The following is an 18,208-nucleotide window of genomic DNA, read 5'->3' on the forward strand; positions in this document are numbered from 1 at the left end:
GTTCACTAAATTTTGGAGTCAATTTAGGGTGATGTATTTAATTTTGATATATCGAGTTATGGGCGGGATAAAAGTCTTCATTCCTGGCTTTTATCCTCTGCCCCAGGGTCTGAGTCGGCTCTAACTAGAGTAAACTGTGCGGACTAATTCTATAGGTTTTTGCGGTTGTGGAAGTTTTTTTAGCAGTTGCATTTTAATCCCACCTTTGGGGGCTAAAGTTACCCCTCGACGCACCGCTTTTACAGATTTTTTTTCCAACAAATTCAACTCATAATTCAACAAAATTGTGGCTAAAACTAACTTCATTTCATATTGAGCTAAAGCCATTCCTATACATAAACGACTCCCGCCACCAAAGGGAAGAAATTCATAGGGGGAAAACTTCCTTTCTAAAAAGCGTTCGGGTTTAAATTGCTCTGCTTGCGGATACAAATCTTCCCGTCGATGGGTTAAATAAATACAGCCAACTACTGGGGTTCTTGGGGGTAATTGATAACCCATTAAATCGACAGATTTTTTATTAGTTCTAGCAAAAGTTAACATTCCAACGGGATAAATCCGCAAGGTTTCTTGACAAACTGCTGTTAAATAGGGCAACCGAAAAATATCCATACTCTCGGCATTTTTGGGTAAACTTTTTAACTCTTGGATGAGTTTTCCATAGACTTCTGGCTGACTATGAATCCAATATAAAGCCCAAGACATTGCCGTAGCCGTGGTTTCATGTCCGGCAAATAATAATGTTAATAATTCATCTCGTAATTCCGTATCCGTCATCGAGTTCCCTTCTTCATCCCGCGCAGCTATCATTAAACTCAGCATATCCTTGCGAGATTCATCGAGGTTCTCACGACGTTCTCGAATTTCTGTATATAATAATTCATCAATTTGTTGGCGTTGTTTTAAGAAATATCCCCAGGGACTCCAAGGGCCTAAATCCCGTTGTAAAATAGGAAAGAATAAAAAACTAGAACTTAAGGGGGATTTAAAAACTTCTAACATTGCCGATAACAGCCGTTTTAACTGACTATATCGTTCTCCTTCATATACCCCAAAAACCACTCTTAGAATCACATCCAAAGAAATTTCTTGCATAATTTCTCTGGCAATAAAATCCTGTCCTTCGGATAATTTACCCATAATTTTTTGGGTAATATCCGTAATTAATTCTCCATAATCTCGCATTCTTTCGCCATGAAACGATGGCATTAATAATTTCCGTTCCCGTTTATGGCGATCGCCCTCTAACATAAATATAGCGTTTTCTCCCGTTAAAGGAGCTAAAATTTTATTAAAAGAACCTGGAGCTTCAAAAACATCATCGGTTAAAATTTTCTGAAGGGCTTGGGGATGACTCACGAAAACCCAAGGAGTTTTTGCCCCCAAAATATAATTAGTAAAGATATCCCCATATTTTTGGGCATGGGTATCCATATAATCAAGGGGATCAGCAATCCAATATACTTTTTGTTGAAAAGCTGGACGGGGGGAAGCGGGCGGAAGTTGTGTATTCATAATCAAAGTTTCAGAGTGATCAAATTAGGTTATAGTTTCTTCTATATTAACCATATACAAAGAATTTGCAACCGGGTTTAAATACTTCCATGACACCGATCTGATCCCCCTAAATCCTCCTTAAAAATGGGGACTTTGAACCCCCCTAACCCTCCTTAAAGTAGGGCTAAGGGGGATCTCGAGGATGTTGCTCAAAAGGGAGACTAGGGGCGATCTATTTCCCGCTTTTTCAAGGGGCGATACGGGGGATCGAAGCTGATAAAAAAGCCAGGGAGTTTCAGTTTTTTGGACTATTCATTGAAATCAATGATGGGAGTTTATTTCCCGAATTCAAAAAGAGAATTATTTTTAGGGACAAGGAATTGTAAAATAAAACTTAACTCAAAAAAATAAAAATATCCAGAAGGGATTGAATATGACATCAACAACAATACCCGAATTTTGTCAAGGAATTCAGTATTTTAAAGACAGTTTTCCCGAATTTGACCGCTATGGGAATAGCCCAATTATTGCTGAAAATAGTCGAGCCATTGCCGACGCCCATGATGCCACCGCCGCCTATCAAACCCTACTTTATGCCGATGCCCTGCGGTATCTAACCTTACAAATCACCGCCAGTAAAGCCTCGGGACACCCGGGAGGGTTTGCTTCTAGTGTGGAAGCATACGCGGCTTTGGTGATGCTGGGTCATAAAAATATTATGACGGAAGTGGGACACCATGCGCCCGGGTTTTACAGTGCGGTTTTCTTGGATCGCTCCCTGGAAGATATGGGCATTATCACTGTCCAACAATTACGCGATCGCTTCCGCGAAAAACATGGACTCCTGGGCCACCTTTCCGGCTTTATTCCCGGCCTGCTCAACCCCGCCGGGCCTCTGGGACAGGGACAACATTTTGCCATGGCCGCCGCCCTGTTACACCGGAACGTGCTGTTTCCCTTCACTCTCGGCGATGGGGGCATGGGCGAACCCTACCCCATGAGTAGCATGATGCACTTCCACACCGCCTATCCTGAAGTGACTAATTTCTTGCCTGTGTTGGTATGGAACGGTTACAGTCAGGAGCATCATAGCATGGTTTCCACGAAAACTAATGCAGAAATGATTGCCTACTGGAAAGGGAATGGATTTTCAGAAGTGATTTTAGTCGATGCTAAGGATTTTGATGACCAAAATCAACCCGGTTATTATGTTGATAGTACGGCTTTTTCTATTAATAAACGGATTGAATTTACCCAAGCGATTTTAGTGGCTATGGATAAGGCTGCAAAATCAGCTTTAGGGGGTCAATTAACCGTGTTTATTATTAAACAGTTGAAAGGAGCCGGAGTTCACGCCCTCGGAGCAAAATCCCATAATCTTTATCCGGGAGATACCTTAGATAGTCCCCATATTATTAACGCTTTAAAAGAACGGGCGTTACCTGTGGCAGCTTGGGAATTAGTCCGAACAAATTTAGAACGTTCTACTGGTGGCCCAGCAGCCAAAACCGTTGTCACCGAGTTTGATTACCCTTTAGCGGATCTCGGTCAACTCCCCTTAGAAGAATATCCGGTGGGCGGTGATCCCAAGGTTTCAACAACCGCAATGGGGGCATTAGTTGTTCATGTGGGGCAAAAAGATCCAAATTTTATTGTCACCAATGCTGATGGGAATGCGGCGTCTGGAATTAACAATATTAACCAGGGATTAAAGATTATTCACCCGACAACGGATAATATTTATTTTCAACAACCCCAAGGACAAGTTTATGAACCCTTAAGTGAGGATGCTTGTGCCGGGTTAGCGGTAGGATTATCCCTATTAGGAGCCAGAACATTATGGTGTTCCTATGAGTCTTTTGCGATTAACGGCGTGCCCGTGTTACAAACCGTTGCTCAAGCCATGGCCGAGTTACGACGGGCTACCCCTTCAACCGTCTGTTTATTCACCGCCGGAGCCTTAGAACAGGGTCGCAATGGTTGGACACACCAACGGCCGGAAATTGAGGCCTATTTCGCCGCTATGATGCGAAGTGGTAACGTTTTCCCGGTATTTCCCCCCGATGCCAACAGCATTCAAGTCTGCTACGATTGGGCTTTAAACACCAAAAACAAGAGTATTATTATTACTGCCAGTAAGTCCCCCCTACCCATTCGCACCACCTTTGAGCAAACTCGCCAAGGGTTAAAAGATGGGGCGGTGGTGTTACAGGAAGTCCCGGGGGATAAAACCGTGGTGTTTGCGGTAATTGGGGATATGACCTTAATTCCGGTGTTTGAAGCGGCGGCATTTTTGGAAACTGAAGGGATTGGAGTCCGAATTGTTTCTATTATTAACCCTCGGCGTTTATATCGTTCTCACGATGTTTTATCCGAGACTTGTTCCGAACCGGATAATAATTTTGCCAGTGATGAAACCTTTAATCAACTGTTTGCTGGAGATGCCTTAATTGGGGTAACAGGCGGTTCAAGTTTGATGTTAGAACCGATTATGTTACGCAGCAATTCTAAGCGGGATACTTTCGCTTGGAAACGGGGGGAAACCACCGCCAGTGCTGGGGAGTTAATGGCATTTAATGGCATTACTTCTGAGGCGTTGACGAAACGGGCGATCGAGTTAATTCACTAATATTTTCTGAGATTAATTCCCAGAATTATCCCTATTCCCTGGTTTTTCGAGGGAATAGGGAACAGGGAATAGTAAGCAGTGAATGAGTTTGCTATGCTTAGGCAAAAAATAGAGGCGTTCACACCTCACTACTAGGGTATGGGTACTGTCCATTATTCTGGGTTTTCATTCCCCTTTCAAACGCCAATTTACTCGTTATGCAATGGGTTAAATTTAGATTCAAGAGGAAGATTTTTACCCGCCAAGTTAAGATGCTTTATTGATTTTCTCAAGGATAAACTTGCAACTCCATTGAGTTAGTGTAGTTTAGGATGCAACCGGATTGTTATGTGTGGTTTTTATCTCTGATTTCGCGTATTAAATTCATTTTTGTTAATTCTTCATAACTGTCTATCGAATGCAAAAAAGCGATATTCTTGCTATGAGATTTGTTTATCAGGTCTATAAGCAAATCAATGTTATTCAGTTGCTTCTCAGATAATGAATCTAAATCATCGATTATTTCCTCTCTTAAATTAGTATTGATGTAATTAGCGAGTTTACCTATTAAACCAATAAAAACATCTGAAGCTTGAACAAACAAGTTACTTTTTGAATCAACAAAAGAATAATTTTTGATCTCTTTGTTGTCATCAATGATTCTGTGATTGGCAAGAATTTCCGAAATAGCTACTTCATTATCGAAAATATGATTTGAATTTTCAAACAAATATATAGGTCTTAAATAAAATTGCGAAAACTCCTCTATCAAAATATAGTTCTCTTCGTCCATCACGAATGGAAGTGAATCCTTTTTCCCTGCTTCTTTGAGTATTTGTCTGAGGTATTCCAATCCAAAATGGAATTCTTCTGTATCGATATATTCGTCAAATATTATAGTTAATTTTTCAATAAATTCTAAAACTGCTTCTTTTTTAAGGTTCGGATACTCGAAGTTATAAAATAATTCGATTACCGATTCAATTTCGAGCTTCGCAAGTTTGTATAGATCATTTTTTAGATGATTCAAGAAATTTAGTTCCAACTGCATTGCTATTTCTGAGTTCGCAATTGCAGAATCAACAATATCGACAATAGACCAGTAAAGGATGTTTAGACTTGAATAATGGATGTACAAATCACTGTCTAGGAGCCATGTTAGAAAGTAATTGAGTTTTTCGGATTTCAAGCAGTCAAGGAAATTACCCGTAGCAATATGCTTAAGTTTTACTTCTTTAATATTATTTTGTAAGTTAAGCCTGTCAAATAAGGATTTGATATTGGGTTGTATTCCTTCATGAACCAAACCACCTAAAACAAAATTTGAATTAAAAGAGGAATTAAAGTCGATTTCTCTTACATAGAATTTTCTAATATTATTCGTTTCGTCGTAATAAAAAGTAAAAGAACTGTCAAAGTCTGCTGTCGGTGTAAGCATCTTTGTCATTTTTCTAATATCGCTAATTTCAAAATTTATCATTTTCCGTCTCCTTTCATATAACGCATAACGCTAAAAGCGATCGCTTCGTGAGCAAGTGCCTCTAATTTACCGTCTTCAATATCTTGCTCTATCTGTTTATCCCAATGTTCATAGTCTAAATCAAGGAACCACAACCTTAACTGCTCAAACTCACTGGATGGCAATGAAAGAATTGCTGCTTCAATTTGCTCAAGATTTGACATAGCCAGTTGTACCTCTGTGCCTAGAAAGTTAAGATGCTTTATTGATTTTCTCAAGGATGAACTTGCAACTCCATTGAGTTAGTGTAGTTTAGGATGGGAGATAACAGGTCGCTTGATCGGCTGCAAGTAACTTTGAACTCAGCACCAGTAGCTTCTGGCAGTCCGATCCAAACGAATTGTTAGACATGACTGGGTTTGACTCTGCTTGCATTTAACAGGCATTAGGGTTCATGCTTCTACGGTCTCCTAAATGCTGCCATCTTGGTCTATAATATCTGAAAAGCTCAATTAGAGTTGAGTCTCAATAATCGCATTTAAGGTTTAGCCTGCTTTTTTTGCAGGACACAGCGCAACTCCCTAAACGTCCACCACACGATACAAATTACTTCATGGACGTGTTGAGGCAACGGCTTGATAGCTCGAGAGGGTTGTCAAGCTTTGGGGTTTTAAAGATTTATAGTAAGCCGATGAGTGTGTTGGCTACATCATAATGTATGTCGGCTAACGTCTCTTGAAGGAGAGATGTGTATTCGTAGAATCTGGGATGACTCCCAAAGCAACCGTGGAGTGTATTGCCATGAACAGACCAGTTCCGCAACCCATATAAAAGGGTAGGCATATCAAGAGAGTTAGCATTTCCTGCCTGTACAGCCTGCTGTATAGCCCTTGCAGTGCGTCCACGAATATTGCTTGGCAGGTATTTCCGATAGATAGCTTGTAGTGTTGAGACGGAATGGTAACTCGTGATGGGTAGCGATGTTTCAATGGGTAGCCGTGTTTCAATTGGTGCGTTCAGCAGCAGATGAAGTGTCTCCAAGCGTGCTGCTGCATTTGGTGGCATAGCACTTGTGTACAGAAGATGAAATGCTGAGTATTCACTCCCATCAGAGGGTGTTCCAAATAGAGACAGCAGTTCATCTCGTCGAGTGAATATTGCGTTAAGAGCAAACCATGAGAAGTTAAATCGTAAAATTTCAACAAACAAATCGCTACTTTTCGACTTATTTAAGTTCTTACCCATGTAATGAATGTTGTCCATCTCCGCCGCACGTCTTATCCACTCAGTCGCAACACCTATTCCAATAATTTGAGTTGAGAGCAATGGAGTAAGCCCTTGGGCTTCAATAGTTGTTTCTACTTTGTTGGCACACTGTGAATATAATTTACGTGCCTGTAAGAGGGTATCTCTGTGTGGTGGAATCATCGCGACGATTCAATTAGATATATGTCAATTATGTCTGTCTAACTATACATTATACGGAAACTTTCCGCATAACAGACCTGATCGGAACGATATACGGAAAACTTCTGCATAAAACTCCCGAAATTGTATGTTCTAACCGCGCCAAAGCGGTTGCTATAATTCTGGATTGATGTCAATAATCCTATGGGGATAATCCGTTGTTGCGATTGGGTGCATCCTAAAGAGGCGTGAACGCCTCACTACTAGGGTAGGGCAATTATCCTTAATCCTCTGGCGCTTCACCAATCACCGGTTGCGAGGAATGCCGAATATGAAGAATACGAACTGTAGATGTCTCTTCAAAAACAGTAAACAAGATTCGATAAGAATTACGCCTTTGCCCATAGAGAAACTGCCGAATTTCCTGGCTAAAATACTCATTTTCTCTGGCAAGTGTACACCGCTTTGGCATCGTCGATAAAGATTCAATTGCCTTGAGTAGTCCGCTATACCATTGACTCGCTTGAGCAAGAGACGTGACCTGCGATAAATGCAGAAACGCGCTATCTGCTTCCGCTTCCGCTACACTTGAAATCTCAACGCGGTATGTCATGCTGGCAAGTTGTACTTACGACGCTGTTCATCAGCAAATTCACTGAAAGAGCGGGAATTTCCTGCCTTAAAATCATCCAACCCTTGCTGAATACCTTTTATGGCTTCCTCCGAATCCTGTGCTTCCCACTTGAGGATATTTGCCAAAAGATTGGCAGCAACTACGTTGATATCCTGCCCATCAAGCGCCGCTTTCTTGCGTAATTGTTCTTCTAATTCTGGAGATAGGTTAATTACAATCGTCATAAGATTATTTCCTATAGCATTCGCTCCTCACCCATTATTTTAACAGGACTGCAAGAAATAAGCATATTTGAGGCTAAAGAAGTTACAACTCGAAGATATAAGCCTACGGTTTTGGTTCCGCGCCAAAGCAGTTGCTATAATTCTGGCTTGATGTCAATAATCCTATGGGGATAATTCGTTATAAGGAAGATTTTTACCTGCCAAGTTAAGAGGCTTTATTGACATAATCTATCGGCGGTCGGCTCCATCAATTTGTTATACCGCGATCGCTACTGAGTTTACAAGGGCAAGTACAGGACGATGCCTTTCCACTCGTCTTGTTCACTACAATCAATCAGTAGCAGCAATTCATCGATTACCTGCCTAACCGGCATCCGATCATTGATCACAAATAGCCCCGACATTTGCTGTCCCTGAGATAACCGCTCATAAGCAAAGTCTGGCATTGTTGCACGATCATGAGTTAAGAGAATGCGCCCATTGCTTGTGGCCCAATCTAGGATTTCTGGATCATCCACTTTTCGCAACCCAACATCCTGAACACGCAATAAGTCAAGGTCTGGTTGACGAAGAAACAATCCTCGCACGATATCGCCATTAAAATTTTCATCACTCAGCAACCTCAACATAACAAAGCTTAGGGAGTTTGTTGTGCTAAAAGTCTGGATCGAATCAGGCTCAGATCAGGCTGAATTTCTGAAAATCGTTGATGAACGGATTCTGCTAGCTGTTCGCGCTCGTTCAGATAGGATTCTATTTCTTGCTGATGCCTAAGATAATAACCAATTGTGATGTAAACGTCAGACAGAGAAAGCGTTGAGTATCTTTGCACAATGGTTTCTGGAGAAGCACCATCCTGGAATCCTCGGATCACCAGTTCCAGGAGAACCCTTGAGTTACCAACCCGAATTGCTCCTGTTGCATCTTTTCTAAGTGGTGGGGACTCGCACTCCAAGACAAGACTCACAATTTTATCTCCATTAGGGACTACTATAGCAGGCTTTAAGTCAAAAGTATTAGTCCTAATTATACCTACTAATCCTGTGTCGTTACGATATACGGAAAACTTCTGCATAAAACTCCCGAAATTGTATGTCCTAACCAAGCAAAAGCGATCGCTATAATTCTGGATTGATGTTAATAATCCTATGGGGATAATCCGTTGTTGCGCTTCAGCGCTTCCTAGAGAGCCCTAAAGGGCTCACTACTAGGGTATGGCAATTGTCCTTAATAATTGTTCAATAATTGTTTTTGCCCGCCTTCCACCCGCCGGAATTAAACGATGGGATAAGACGTGGGGCGCTAGGTATTTGACATCATCCGGTGTGCCATAATCTCTACCCAATAAAAATGCTAAGGCTTGAGTCGCTCGATGTAAAGAAATTGCACCGCGAGGACTTACCCCTAAAGTGATTTCATCTGATTCTCTTGTAGCTCTAACTAAATTTAGAATATATTGTTGTAACGAGGTTTCAATCTTAATTTGACGACACCAATTTTGAATTTCTAATACCTCATCCTGAGAAATACAAGGTTCTAAATCATCTACCGTTATTCCCTCCGATAACCGTTGTAACATTTGCAATTCTTCCGCTTCGGTGGGATATCCTAAAGTTAGGGATAATAAGAATCTATCCATTTGGGCTTCAGGTAGGGGAAAGGTTCCTTGATATTCAATGGGGTTTTGAGTTGCTATGACAAAAAACGGTTTGGGAACTAACCGAGAAACCCCATCAACAGTAACTTGTCTTTCTTCCATTACTTCTAATAATGCGGACTGGGTTCGAGGCGTCGCCCGGTTAATTTCATCGGTTAATAAAATATTAGTAAAAATCGGCCCGGGTAAAAATTCAAACTCTCCAGTACGGGGATTCCAAATATTCGTTCCGGTGATATCGGTGGGTAGTAAATCCGGTGTACATTGTATCCGATGAAACTGTCCTGCTATGGAACGGGCTAGGGATTTTGCGAGTAAGGTTTTACCGACACCTGGAACATCTTCTAGTAGTGCATGACCCCCTGCTAATAAAGCTACTAACGTCAGCCGAATAGCGTCTTCTTTGCCTACAATTGTCCGGCCTAAGTTGTCTTTTAGATGTTCAATTCGTTGTTTCATGGGATATTTTTATTGAGGGTAAGACAAAATGCAATTGTGTTAATTATAATCCTGGGTGAAAGATAGACGCGCCGTGGCTAGTCTCTACGTTGGGTCTAGTATTTCCTTGGCTTGTAAACAATCCGCCTTAATTTGAGTTTTGAGTGCCTCTAAAGAAGAGAATTTCTGTTCCGGTCGCAGGAATTCTTCTAGGCTAACATTTAAGGTTTTACCATATAAATCCCCCGACCAATCTAACAGATGAACCTCGACGGTGACGTTTTGACCTGCGACCGTTGGACGACAGCCAATATTCATCACCCCCGGATGATTCACTAACCCAAAATTACCATCACTTGCCGTTTTGGTGAGTGATTTCATCCCCATTTCCGATACTTTTACCGCATAAACCCCATACCGAGGTAAGAATTTTTCCGGGGGTAATTGTAAATTAGCTGTGGGAAATCCGATAGTTCGTCCCAACTGTTGACCCTGAACCACCGAGCCCACTACATGATAGGATCTTCCTAATAATTGATTGGCTCGACTAATTGCCCCTTGTTCTAAGGAGGCACGAATTTCTGAACTGCTAATCCGTTCGCCATTTTCACATAAATATAAAGGAACCGTTTGTACATTAATTCCGTAATTATCGGCAATTTTTTCTAAATCCTTAACAGTTCCAGCCCGTTTTTTTCCAAAATGAAAATCAATTCCCACACTAATATAATGGGGTTGCAATTTTTTAATTAAAATCTTTTCCACAAATTCTACTGGAGATAAAGCCGCCATTTGTTGATCAAAAGGTAACAAAACTAACTGTTTTACTCCCATTCTTTTTAACCATTCCGCTTTTTCATCTAGGGGAGTTAGTAACTTTTTGGGTTGACCTGTAAAAAATTCTTGAGGATGGGGATGAAAGGTGACGACGGTACTATAACCCAGTTCCGATTCTCCTAAATTACTATCCAATAGAAATCTATCCCGCGTCAACTGGGCGACGGGGTTGGCTAAAAGCATCTCTGTCCGTTGTCGGGAATCAATTTGTGGCTGTCCATTTAAAATCGGCTGAATCACCTGTTGGTGGCCACGATGTAAGCCATCAAAGTTTCCTAAAGCAACGGCAGTGGGCGTTAATATGGTATCGAGCGATGATGTTATCCACACGCTTCACATTTTGACATAATTTGGAAATTTGCGATCGCCATTCTCAGAAAATCTGGTTAAATTAACCATAGAGTTAGTCTTCCTACAGTACAGCAGGACTAGAAATCGAAGGAGAACTTAACTGAATTGATAATCCTTCCCGGGCAATTAAACTATCAGGAAATCTTTCGGCGACTTGTTCCCCTATCCTATCCATAAAATCATCATTATGAAGGGGGTCATGGTGGAAAATAACTAACCGTTTAACATTGGCCGCTTTTGCTACCTTGACGGCTTCTTGCCAAGTAGAATGTCCCCAACCTACTTTACTGGTTTTTTCAGCATGATATTGTTCATCACTGTAGGTAGCATCGTAAATTAAAACATCAGCATTCCGAGCTAAAAATAACACATTTTCATCTAAGCGATCGGGAAAATGTTCCGTATCACTCACATAAGCCGCGGCATAATTCCGCCAATTCACTCGATATCCTACCGCTTCCCCCGGATGGTTTAATAAAGCTGTTTCAACAACAATATCATCGCTAATTTTAATCGACTTACCCACATTAATATCAACAAACTTTAAATCTGCTCCCATAATTTGTAACGGAACCGGAAAATTAGGATGGAGCATTTGATCATTCAAACGATGCTGCACCGTTGAACCATCGGGGGCAATTGTACCATAGATATAAAAAGTATTAATTTTAATAAAAGCGGGAACAAAAAATGGAAATCCTTGAATATGATCCCAATGATAATGACTAAAAAATAAATGCCCGGTTACAGGCATTTGAGACAGTAAAGATTGTCCCAGGACTCGTAAACCCGTACCTCCATCAAAAATTAACCGTTCTGAACCCACTCGCATCTCAACACAGGGAGTATTTCCCCCGTAGCGGACTGTTTCCGAACCCGGACACGCGATACTCCCTCTTACTCCCCAAAAGTGAACCGTGAACTGGTTTTGTAGATTAGACATAGGTGTTAATTGCTAGTTGGAGTTAGGTGGATGAGTGGGTTAGGTTAATTATAATTAAGTTTTGGCTAGAAAACTTAATCGGAACCGACAGAGATGCCAGTTGATCTTGTCTCAATATTAGCTAATGCAACAAAATGTCATAAACTGTCGATAACACCATTTTAATTTTAGAGCAAATTATTAAGATCATCAAACACAAGACTTAACTTGGGATTGTCAGAATGGATAAAGTCAGTAAAACCCTTGATCATCTTGAGCTAATTCGGATTAGCCTATTAACCAACGGTCAGCAACTCCTGCATCAAGTTCAAACCCTATTATATTCTAGGGATATTGTGGTTAAGGGTTCTCAACCTTTTCTCCCTTTACCACTCAGGCTTAATCTGACCCGGGCTCAACCCGGTCAACGATTCCGCCACCGTCGATCTCAACGCTTGAGAAGTTGGTTATTTCTCCTAATTGTATGCGGAATTTGGGGCTGGTGGAATAGCCAACTTTTATTTTCAACCGCTTTGGCGATGGCGGTCATGGGTTGGGTATACCGTCTACGGGAACTTCCGATTAACTTTAGCCAATGGGACTGGTATCAACACCTCGAAAAGTCTCAACGTCAATTTCTATTGGCGGTGGGAAGTGGGTTGAGTTCCGGGATATTTCTCTATATTTGTTTATCGATTTGGACAAGTTCCGAAAGTCCAGAAATGGCATTAACTGTAATTGGACAAAATTTAGGGATTTTAGGAATTTTGGGTTTAATGATAGGGCAATGGTATCAACAGAAATCCGATTCAGGTCAATCTAAACTTGACCAATGGTTAGGAGATTTAACCCAAGATAATAGTCTGAAACGCTTGATTGCTGTACGTCAAATTACCCAGTCTTTTCAAAAATTTCCCCAAGGTTCAGGAAATCAGCAGTTATTATTAGAAGCCCAACGTTGGCAACCGTTACCCACCCTCCCGTCTTTTCAAGGAATTGATCAGACCCATATTATTGAGTATTTTCAGTTAATGTTATATCAGGAAAATGAACCCCTCGTCCGTAAAGCGTTATTGGAAGGGTTACAAATTCTGGAACAGAATCATGAATACTATTCTTAGAAATTAAATTTTAAAATTCAACTTTAAAATGATGTAAAATCAATTGACCATCAAAGGTTTCAAAAATCACTTTTTGAATATTAAAACCACTGAGTTTTAATTGAGCATGAGGGAAATTAAGGGCATCGGAACTAATATAATGGGAAACGCTCATTCTGGTTTCTGCTACTTTTTTGCCATCGACATCATAGGCTGATAAAGCCGTGCCACTGGAACTGGTAATCATTCCACAGACTTTCTGAACGGGATATTTAAAGTTAATTTCTAGGTGTCCCCCTTTAGGTGCACCCATAATAACAGTTGTTGTGGGTTTAATCACAAAGGCGGGATTGGAAGGTTGGAGAGCGATTGCATTATTAAAGGTAATTCCCAACTGTTGAAACTGATTTTCAATGACTTCAAAACAATATAATTCTTCTAAGGCTAATCGGATTTTTGTTGCGGTTTTAACGGCAAACTTTTGCTCCCAATTCAGTTCTTCCCGTTGAGGATAAACCGTAATTTCAGCAGAATTGAACTCAGAATTAATAGGATTTTCTAATTCTGAGTGCCTGAGCACATCAACCGCCGGAAAGTCTTCGTCTATCATAAGGTTTTTCATAATTACCCAAAGCCAAATTATTGATACGACAGGGTTGATTCGACCTTTCTGGTGTCAAACTGCTATCTTTTGGAAGGTTATCCAAAAAAAGATGGGCTTAACCCGCGAGGGGTATCACCCCCTATTATAAACAAGTGGAGAAAATTTGCAAACACTGGTCTAGGATTAACAAGATCCTACAAAGGATTTGAGGGGGATTCGGGAAAGATTGGGCAGGGGGAGCAGGGGAGGCAGGGGGAGCAGGGGAGGTAAACTCTTTCTATTACCCATTACCCATTACCCATTACCCATTCGTAATTCGTAATTATTTTTCAAGAGGTTAAAAATGTTTGAACCCAATGGATTTGGTCAGCGTTCAATTGTGACATCTTTAGGCAGAATGGTATATTACACGGCGGAGAGTTTGCCCTGGAATATTAATAATGAAAGTTCTGCCGAATTACCGCCATTAGTATTTTTACATGGATTTGGTGGGGGATCTTCTGCTTATGAATGGTCAAAGGTTTATCCAGCTTTTGTGGATGAATACCAAATTTTAGCCCCCGATTTAATCGGTTGGGGACGTTCAGAACATCCGGCAAAAAATTATAAAATTGAGGATTATATAACCACAATTACCGAATTTTTAGAACAAACTTGCTCCACTCCCGCCATAGTCATTGCTTCTTCCCTAACCGCAGCCTTTACCATTCGAGTCGCAATTCAACGTCCTGACCTGTTTAAATCACTCATTTTGGTAACGCCCTCGGGTTTATCGGATTTTGGGCAAGATTATCGACAAAGTTTATTCAGCCAAATTGTGAAAACACCCTTTTTGGATCGAGTTTTGTATTTTACCGGAATTGCTAATAGTGTTGGAATTCAAGGTTTTTTACAAAATCGTCAATTTGCCCAACCTGATCGAATTTATCCTGAAATTGTAGAAGCCTATTTGAAATCGGCTCAACAACCGAATGCAGAATACGCGGCTTTGTCTTTTGTGGGGGGAGATTTGTGTTTTGATTTATCCTTATATATTAGTCAATTGATCACACCAACGGCTATTATTTGGGGTGAGAAATCATCTTTTACCAGTCCCGAAATAGGTCAACGGTTAGCTAACTTAAATCCAACAGCCATTAAGGTTTTTCAAAAAATAGATAATGTGGGATTAACACCCCATTTAGAACTTCCCGCCGTTACCATTGGCAGAATTCGTCAATTCCTGAAAATGCTTTAAGGTTATTAAACTCTGGTTAAAATAACAATATGATCCAAAAGAAACGGTTAAGTTTATGTCTAATACCGATTATTTCGATGAACTTGAGTGGCTTCCTGAAGCTAAGGTCAAACTGAAAAATATTCCCTATTTTGTTAGAACTCAGGCGAGACAACGTATTGAACAACTTGCCAGAGAAGCAGAACAAGGAATTGTGACCGCAGAAATGGTGGAACAAGCTCGATTAGAATTTGGCCAATAACCCCTCCCCTTCCTCCCCTGCTCCCCCTGCTACCAGTTTGTCACTATTCTATGACAAATTGAGGTTAGTTTCAAATCAATCACAAAGGAATCAACCTATGAATACCAACAAAACCAACGGTTTATCTACTCGTACTAAGATTTGGATGGGAGTCGGTGCTTATATTTTAACGGCCGGATTGGGCAATGTTGCTAATGCTTCTACCACGCAATCCCTATNACTGGAGGGTGGGATTTTATTGTTTTTTAAGGTTAATTGCATTAACGGTGAGAAAAGTAATTATTGCGGGTAATTGGAAAATGTTTAAAACCCAATCAGAAGCCCAAGAGTTTCTGCAAGGGTTTATTAATCATTTAGATGATACTCCAGAAGACCGGGAAGTGGTGCTATGTGTGCCGTTTACCACCTTGGGGATCATGTCTAAAAGTTTACATGGGAGTCGCATTCTCCCCGGCGCTCAAAACATACATTGGGAAGATTCTGGAGCCTACACCGGAGAAATTTCTGGCCCGATGTTACTAGAATTTGGCATCCGTTATGTTGTCGTGGGTCATAGTGAACGACGTCAATATTTTGGTGAAACCGATGAAACGGTGAATTTGCGGCTCAAGGCGGCTCAACGTCATGGTTTAACCCCCATTTTATGTGTGGGAGAAACCAAAGAACAACGGGATGCTGGAGACACCGAGCGGGTGATTTTCTCTCAATTGGAAAAGGATTTAATTGGGGTTGATCAAAATAATTTAGTGATTGCTTATGAGCCAATTTGGGCAATAGGAACTGGGGATACTTGTGAAACCACTGAAGCGAATCGGGTGATTGGTTTAATTCGCAGTAAATTGGTCAATTCTAATGTAACCATTCAATATGGTGGCTCTGTCAAACCCGATAATATTGACGAGATTATGGCCCAGCCAGAAATTGATGGGGCTTTAGTTGGAGGAGCAAGTTTACAGCCCGAAGGTTTTGCCCGCATTGTTAATTATCAATAATCAATTATCAGTTGTAGGGGCGGGTTCATCGAAATTTAGGTGATTAACAAAAATCTAAAAGAACCCGTCTGTACCAGTTATCAGTTAAAGAGTTTACAGATCAAACTTATATTTTTCCCACTACCTATTACCCCTTCGTAATTCGTAATTCCCCATTTCCTATCAAAATTTATGACTTTTTTTAACCCTTTAAATATTAGAGATAAAAGTTTTCACTGGGGAAAACAAACTTATATTATGGGGGTTTTGAATGTGACTCCTGATAGTTTTAGTGATGGGGGAGATTTTAATAGTTTAGAAAGGGCTTTGCATCAAGCACAACACATGGTGGAAGCGGGAGTTGATATTATTGATATTGGCGGACAATCGACCCGTCCTGGGGCGGAAATTGTCAGTTTAGACACAGAATTAAATCGGGTAATTCCTCTGATTGAAACCATTAGAAATAGCTCTAATCAATTATTAGCAAATATTCCGATTTCTGTTGATACGACTCATTCTCAAATTGCAGAAGTTGCGGTTAAGTCTGGAGCAGATATCATTAATGATATTTCTGGGGGTACTTTTGATTCTGAAATGCTGTCTAGGGTGGCTCAATTGAAGGTTCCTATTATTTTAATGCACCTGCGGGGAACGCCAAAAACTATGCAAACTTTAACCGATTATCAGGATTTAATCGGGGAGTTGGAAGGGTTTTTACAAGATAGAATTAAAGAAGCGATCGCCCAGGGAATTTCACCCCAAAATATTATTATTGATCCGGGGATTGGTTTTGCAAAAACCTTTGAACAAAATTTAGAAATCTTGAGAAATTTAACAAAATTGCGATCGCTTAATTGTCCGATTTTAGTCGGAACATCCCGAAAAAGTTTTATCGGTCATATTTTAAACCAACCTGACCCAAAACAAAGGGTTTGGGGGACAGCGGCGACCTGTGTGGCGGCTATTGCTAATGGTGCGGATATTTTACGGGTTCATGATGTTAAAGAAATGGTGGATGTGAGTCGAGTTGCGGATGCTATTTACCGAGTGATTTCTGATTTATAATTAATTGTTTAACCTTTAAATAGTCTATTTCTATGTCTACTCCCGAAAAACTCTACGAAGGAAAAGCTAAAATCATCTATCCCACGGATGAACCTGAAATATTACTCGCCTATTTCAAGGATGATGCGACGGCGTTTAATGCCCAAAAACGCGGGACAATTCAAGGCAAAGGGGAAATCAATAATGCTATCTCTAGCCATCTGTTTCAAGAGTTAGAAGCTAAAGGAATCCCGACCCATTATATTGATTGTCCTACCCCAAATGAAATGCGGGTAAAACGGGTTAAAATTGTGCCGATAGAAGTGATTATTCGCAATATTGCAGCGGGAAGTTTATGTAAACAAACGGGTATTCCTGCGGGTACAATTATTGAACCAACTTTAGTGGAATTTTGCTATAAAAATGATGAATTAGGCGATCCTTTGTTAACTCGTGAACGACTATTATTGATGAAGTTAGCCACGCCGGAACAGTTGGAACAAATCACCGAGTTATCCTTACAAATTAATCAAATTCTCTCGGAATTTTTTAATGAATGTGGGATTACTCTAGTAGATTTTAAATTAGAATTTGGGATTACTTCTGAGGGTCAACTGGTACTCGCCGACGAAATTAGTCCTGATACCTGTCGGTTATGGGATCAATCCGAAACAGACCCCAACCATCGAGTTTTGGATAAAGACCGCTTCCGTCGAGATTTAGGAAATGTTGAATCTGCGTATCAACAAGTGCTTAAACGGGTTTTAGAACATACATCCCACCCATCGGAATAAATCCATCAGTCCTGATCCCTCTAAATCCTTTTGTAATCGGAGTTAGGGGGGATCACAACCTATGATTTGAAAAGGTTTTAGCTGTAGAAGTGTCAAAGCTTGTTAAGATGTCAGATGTCGCAGCAATGGTAACGAGTGTAATCATCACTCCAACCCTTCGCTGAGGATTGACAAATTTTA

General features: G+C 40.6%; 19 protein-coding genes. 7 read left to right on the forward strand and 12 right to left on the reverse strand.

What is annotated here, in order from left to right:
* Positions 1 to 120: 120 nt before the first annotated feature.
* The gene (locus PL9631_RS23210) at positions 121 to 1,515 is read right to left on the reverse strand and encodes a cytochrome P450 (RefSeq protein WP_083624049.1); all 1,395 of its coding nucleotides are present in this window, start codon (positions 1,513 to 1,515) and stop codon (positions 121 to 123) included.
* A 415-nt stretch (positions 1,516 to 1,930) separates the two neighbouring features.
* Here PL9631_RS23210 and PL9631_RS23215 point away from each other — a divergent pair, with 415 nt between their 5' ends.
* The gene (locus PL9631_RS23215) at positions 1,931 to 4,126 is read left to right on the forward strand and encodes a phosphoketolase family protein (protein ID WP_083624051.1); all 2,196 of its coding nucleotides are present in this window, start codon (positions 1,931 to 1,933) and stop codon (positions 4,124 to 4,126) included.
* A gap of 325 nt (positions 4,127 to 4,451) precedes the next feature.
* On the opposite strand, the gene PL9631_RS23220 is transcribed toward PL9631_RS23215, so the two are convergent.
* The 10 genes from PL9631_RS23220 to PL9631_RS23265 form a co-directional block, all read right to left on the reverse strand.
* The gene (locus PL9631_RS23220) at positions 4,452 to 5,585 is read right to left on the reverse strand and encodes a DUF3800 domain-containing protein (protein ID WP_197046478.1); all 1,134 of its coding nucleotides are present in this window, start codon (positions 5,583 to 5,585) and stop codon (positions 4,452 to 4,454) included.
* The gene (locus PL9631_RS23225; RefSeq protein ID WP_083624333.1) at positions 5,582 to 5,788 is read right to left on the reverse strand and encodes a hypothetical protein; all 207 of its coding nucleotides are present in this window, start codon (positions 5,786 to 5,788) and stop codon (positions 5,582 to 5,584) included. The genes PL9631_RS23220 and PL9631_RS23225 overlap by 4 nt, the downstream gene beginning before the upstream one ends.
* Before the next feature lie 454 nt (positions 5,789 to 6,242).
* Positions 6,243 to 6,992 (reverse strand): hypothetical protein, encoded by a 750-nt coding sequence (locus PL9631_RS23230; RefSeq protein WP_083624053.1) that lies wholly within the window; start codon positions 6,990 to 6,992, stop codon positions 6,243 to 6,245.
* Between the two features lie 262 nt (positions 6,993 to 7,254).
* Positions 7,255 to 7,584, reverse strand: coding sequence for a type II toxin-antitoxin system RelE/ParE family toxin (locus PL9631_RS23235; protein WP_083624055.1), 330 nt, complete (start codon positions 7,582 to 7,584; stop codon positions 7,255 to 7,257).
* A complete protein-coding gene (locus tag PL9631_RS23240; protein ID WP_083624056.1) occupies positions 7,581 to 7,829 on the reverse strand; it encodes a hypothetical protein in 249 nt (82 codons plus the stop codon). The genes PL9631_RS23235 and PL9631_RS23240 overlap by 4 nt, the downstream gene beginning before the upstream one ends.
* Positions 7,830 to 8,107: 278 nt before the next feature.
* A complete protein-coding gene (locus PL9631_RS23245; RefSeq protein WP_083624058.1) occupies positions 8,108 to 8,458 on the reverse strand; it encodes a DUF5615 family PIN-like protein in 351 nt (116 codons plus the stop codon).
* 8 nt (positions 8,459 to 8,466) lie between these two features.
* The gene (locus PL9631_RS23250) at positions 8,467 to 8,904 is read right to left on the reverse strand and encodes a DUF433 domain-containing protein (protein ID WP_231516828.1); all 438 of its coding nucleotides are present in this window, start codon (positions 8,902 to 8,904) and stop codon (positions 8,467 to 8,469) included.
* Positions 8,905 to 9,036: 132 nt separating this feature from the next.
* Positions 9,037 to 9,945 carry an AAA family ATPase gene (locus PL9631_RS23255; protein WP_083624060.1) on the reverse strand — a complete coding sequence of 303 codons (909 nt, stop codon included), beginning with the start codon at positions 9,943 to 9,945 and terminating at the stop codon, positions 9,037 to 9,039.
* Positions 9,946 to 10,029: 84 nt separating this feature from the next.
* A complete protein-coding gene (locus PL9631_RS23260; RefSeq protein ID WP_083624062.1) occupies positions 10,030 to 11,091 on the reverse strand; it encodes a bifunctional riboflavin kinase/FAD synthetase in 1,062 nt (353 codons plus the stop codon).
* 82 nt (positions 11,092 to 11,173) lie between these two features.
* A complete protein-coding gene (locus PL9631_RS23265; RefSeq protein WP_083624064.1) occupies positions 11,174 to 12,055 on the reverse strand; it encodes an MBL fold metallo-hydrolase in 882 nt (293 codons plus the stop codon).
* 221 nt (positions 12,056 to 12,276) lie between these two features.
* Between PL9631_RS23265 and PL9631_RS23270 the strand changes: the two genes are divergently transcribed.
* The gene (locus PL9631_RS23270; protein ID WP_083624066.1) at positions 12,277 to 13,155 is read left to right on the forward strand and encodes a hypothetical protein; all 879 of its coding nucleotides are present in this window, start codon (positions 12,277 to 12,279) and stop codon (positions 13,153 to 13,155) included.
* Between the two features lie 10 nt (positions 13,156 to 13,165).
* Here the strand turns inward: PL9631_RS23270 and PL9631_RS23275 are convergent, their stop codons facing one another.
* Positions 13,166 to 13,744, reverse strand: a complete 579-nt coding sequence (locus PL9631_RS23275; RefSeq protein ID WP_156090670.1) for a hypothetical protein — start codon at positions 13,742 to 13,744, stop codon at positions 13,166 to 13,168.
* A 337-nt stretch (positions 13,745 to 14,081) separates the two neighbouring features.
* Between PL9631_RS23275 and PL9631_RS23280 the strand changes: the two genes are divergently transcribed.
* The 5 genes from PL9631_RS23280 to purC all read left to right on the forward strand — a co-directional run bounded on the left by PL9631_RS23280 (position 14,082) and on the right by purC (position 18,028).
* Positions 14,082 to 14,975, forward strand: coding sequence for an alpha/beta fold hydrolase (locus PL9631_RS23280; RefSeq protein ID WP_083624072.1), 894 nt, complete (start codon positions 14,082 to 14,084; stop codon positions 14,973 to 14,975).
* Between the two features lie 55 nt (positions 14,976 to 15,030).
* Positions 15,031 to 15,216 carry a PCP reductase family protein gene (locus PL9631_RS23285; RefSeq protein ID WP_083624074.1) on the forward strand — a complete coding sequence of 62 codons (186 nt, stop codon included), beginning with the start codon at positions 15,031 to 15,033 and terminating at the stop codon, positions 15,214 to 15,216.
* A gap of 266 nt (positions 15,217 to 15,482) precedes the next feature.
* Entirely contained in the window at positions 15,483 to 16,208 is a 726-nt protein-coding gene (tpiA, locus tag PL9631_RS23295) for a triose-phosphate isomerase (protein WP_083624077.1), read from the forward strand.
* 171 nt (positions 16,209 to 16,379) lie between these two features.
* Entirely contained in the window at positions 16,380 to 17,255 is an 876-nt protein-coding gene (folP, locus tag PL9631_RS23300; protein ID WP_083624078.1) for a dihydropteroate synthase, read from the forward strand.
* Between the two features lie 32 nt (positions 17,256 to 17,287).
* Complete coding sequence (purC, locus tag PL9631_RS23305) at positions 17,288 to 18,028, forward strand: phosphoribosylaminoimidazolesuccinocarboxamide synthase (RefSeq protein WP_083624080.1); 741 nt, start codon at positions 17,288 to 17,290, stop codon at positions 18,026 to 18,028.
* Positions 18,029 to 18,208: the final 180 nt, after the last annotated feature.

Source organism: Planktothrix paucivesiculata PCC 9631, assembly GCF_900009265.2.
GTDB classification, from domain to species: domain Bacteria; phylum Cyanobacteriota; class Cyanobacteriia; order Cyanobacteriales; family Microcoleaceae; genus Planktothrix; species Planktothrix paucivesiculata.

Coding starts and splice junctions, on each gene's coding strand:
- PL9631_RS23230 (WP_083624053.1), bottom strand. CDS start 6,992: ATGATTCCACCACACAGAGATACCCTCTTACAGGCACGTAAATTATAT.
- PL9631_RS23215 (WP_083624051.1), top strand. CDS start 1,931: ATGACATCAACAACAATACCCGAATTTTGTCAAGGAATTCAGTATTTT.
- folP (WP_083624078.1), top strand. CDS start 16,380: ATGACTTTTTTTAACCCTTTAAATATTAGAGATAAAAGTTTTCACTGG.
- PL9631_RS23265 (WP_083624064.1), bottom strand. CDS start 12,055: ATGTCTAATCTACAAAACCAGTTCACGGTTCACTTTTGGGGAGTAAGA.
- PL9631_RS23255 (WP_083624060.1), bottom strand. CDS start 9,945: ATGAAACAACGAATTGAACATCTAAAAGACAACTTAGGCCGGACAATT.
- PL9631_RS23280 (WP_083624072.1), top strand. CDS start 14,082: ATGTTTGAACCCAATGGATTTGGTCAGCGTTCAATTGTGACATCTTTA.
- PL9631_RS23250 (WP_231516828.1), bottom strand. CDS start 8,904: ATGCAGAAGTTTTCCGTATATCGTAACGACACAGGATTAGTAGGTATA.
- purC (WP_083624080.1), top strand. CDS start 17,288: ATGTCTACTCCCGAAAAACTCTACGAAGGAAAAGCTAAAATCATCTAT.
- PL9631_RS23275 (WP_156090670.1), bottom strand. CDS start 13,744: ATGATAGACGAAGACTTTCCGGCGGTTGATGTGCTCAGGCACTCAGAA.
- PL9631_RS23220 (WP_197046478.1), bottom strand. CDS start 5,585: ATGATAAATTTTGAAATTAGCGATATTAGAAAAATGACAAAGATGCTT.
- PL9631_RS23270 (WP_083624066.1), top strand. CDS start 12,277: ATGGATAAAGTCAGTAAAACCCTTGATCATCTTGAGCTAATTCGGATT.
- PL9631_RS23240 (WP_083624056.1), bottom strand. CDS start 7,829: ATGACGATTGTAATTAACCTATCTCCAGAATTAGAAGAACAATTACGC.
- PL9631_RS23245 (WP_083624058.1), bottom strand. CDS start 8,458: ATGTTGAGGTTGCTGAGTGATGAAAATTTTAATGGCGATATCGTGCGA.
- PL9631_RS23210 (WP_083624049.1), bottom strand. CDS start 1,515: ATGAATACACAACTTCCGCCCGCTTCCCCCCGTCCAGCTTTTCAACAA.
- PL9631_RS23225 (WP_083624333.1), bottom strand. CDS start 5,788: ATGTCAAATCTTGAGCAAATTGAAGCAGCAATTCTTTCATTGCCATCC.
- PL9631_RS23235 (WP_083624055.1), bottom strand. CDS start 7,584: ATGACATACCGCGTTGAGATTTCAAGTGTAGCGGAAGCGGAAGCAGAT.
- PL9631_RS23285 (WP_083624074.1), top strand. CDS start 15,031: ATGTCTAATACCGATTATTTCGATGAACTTGAGTGGCTTCCTGAAGCT.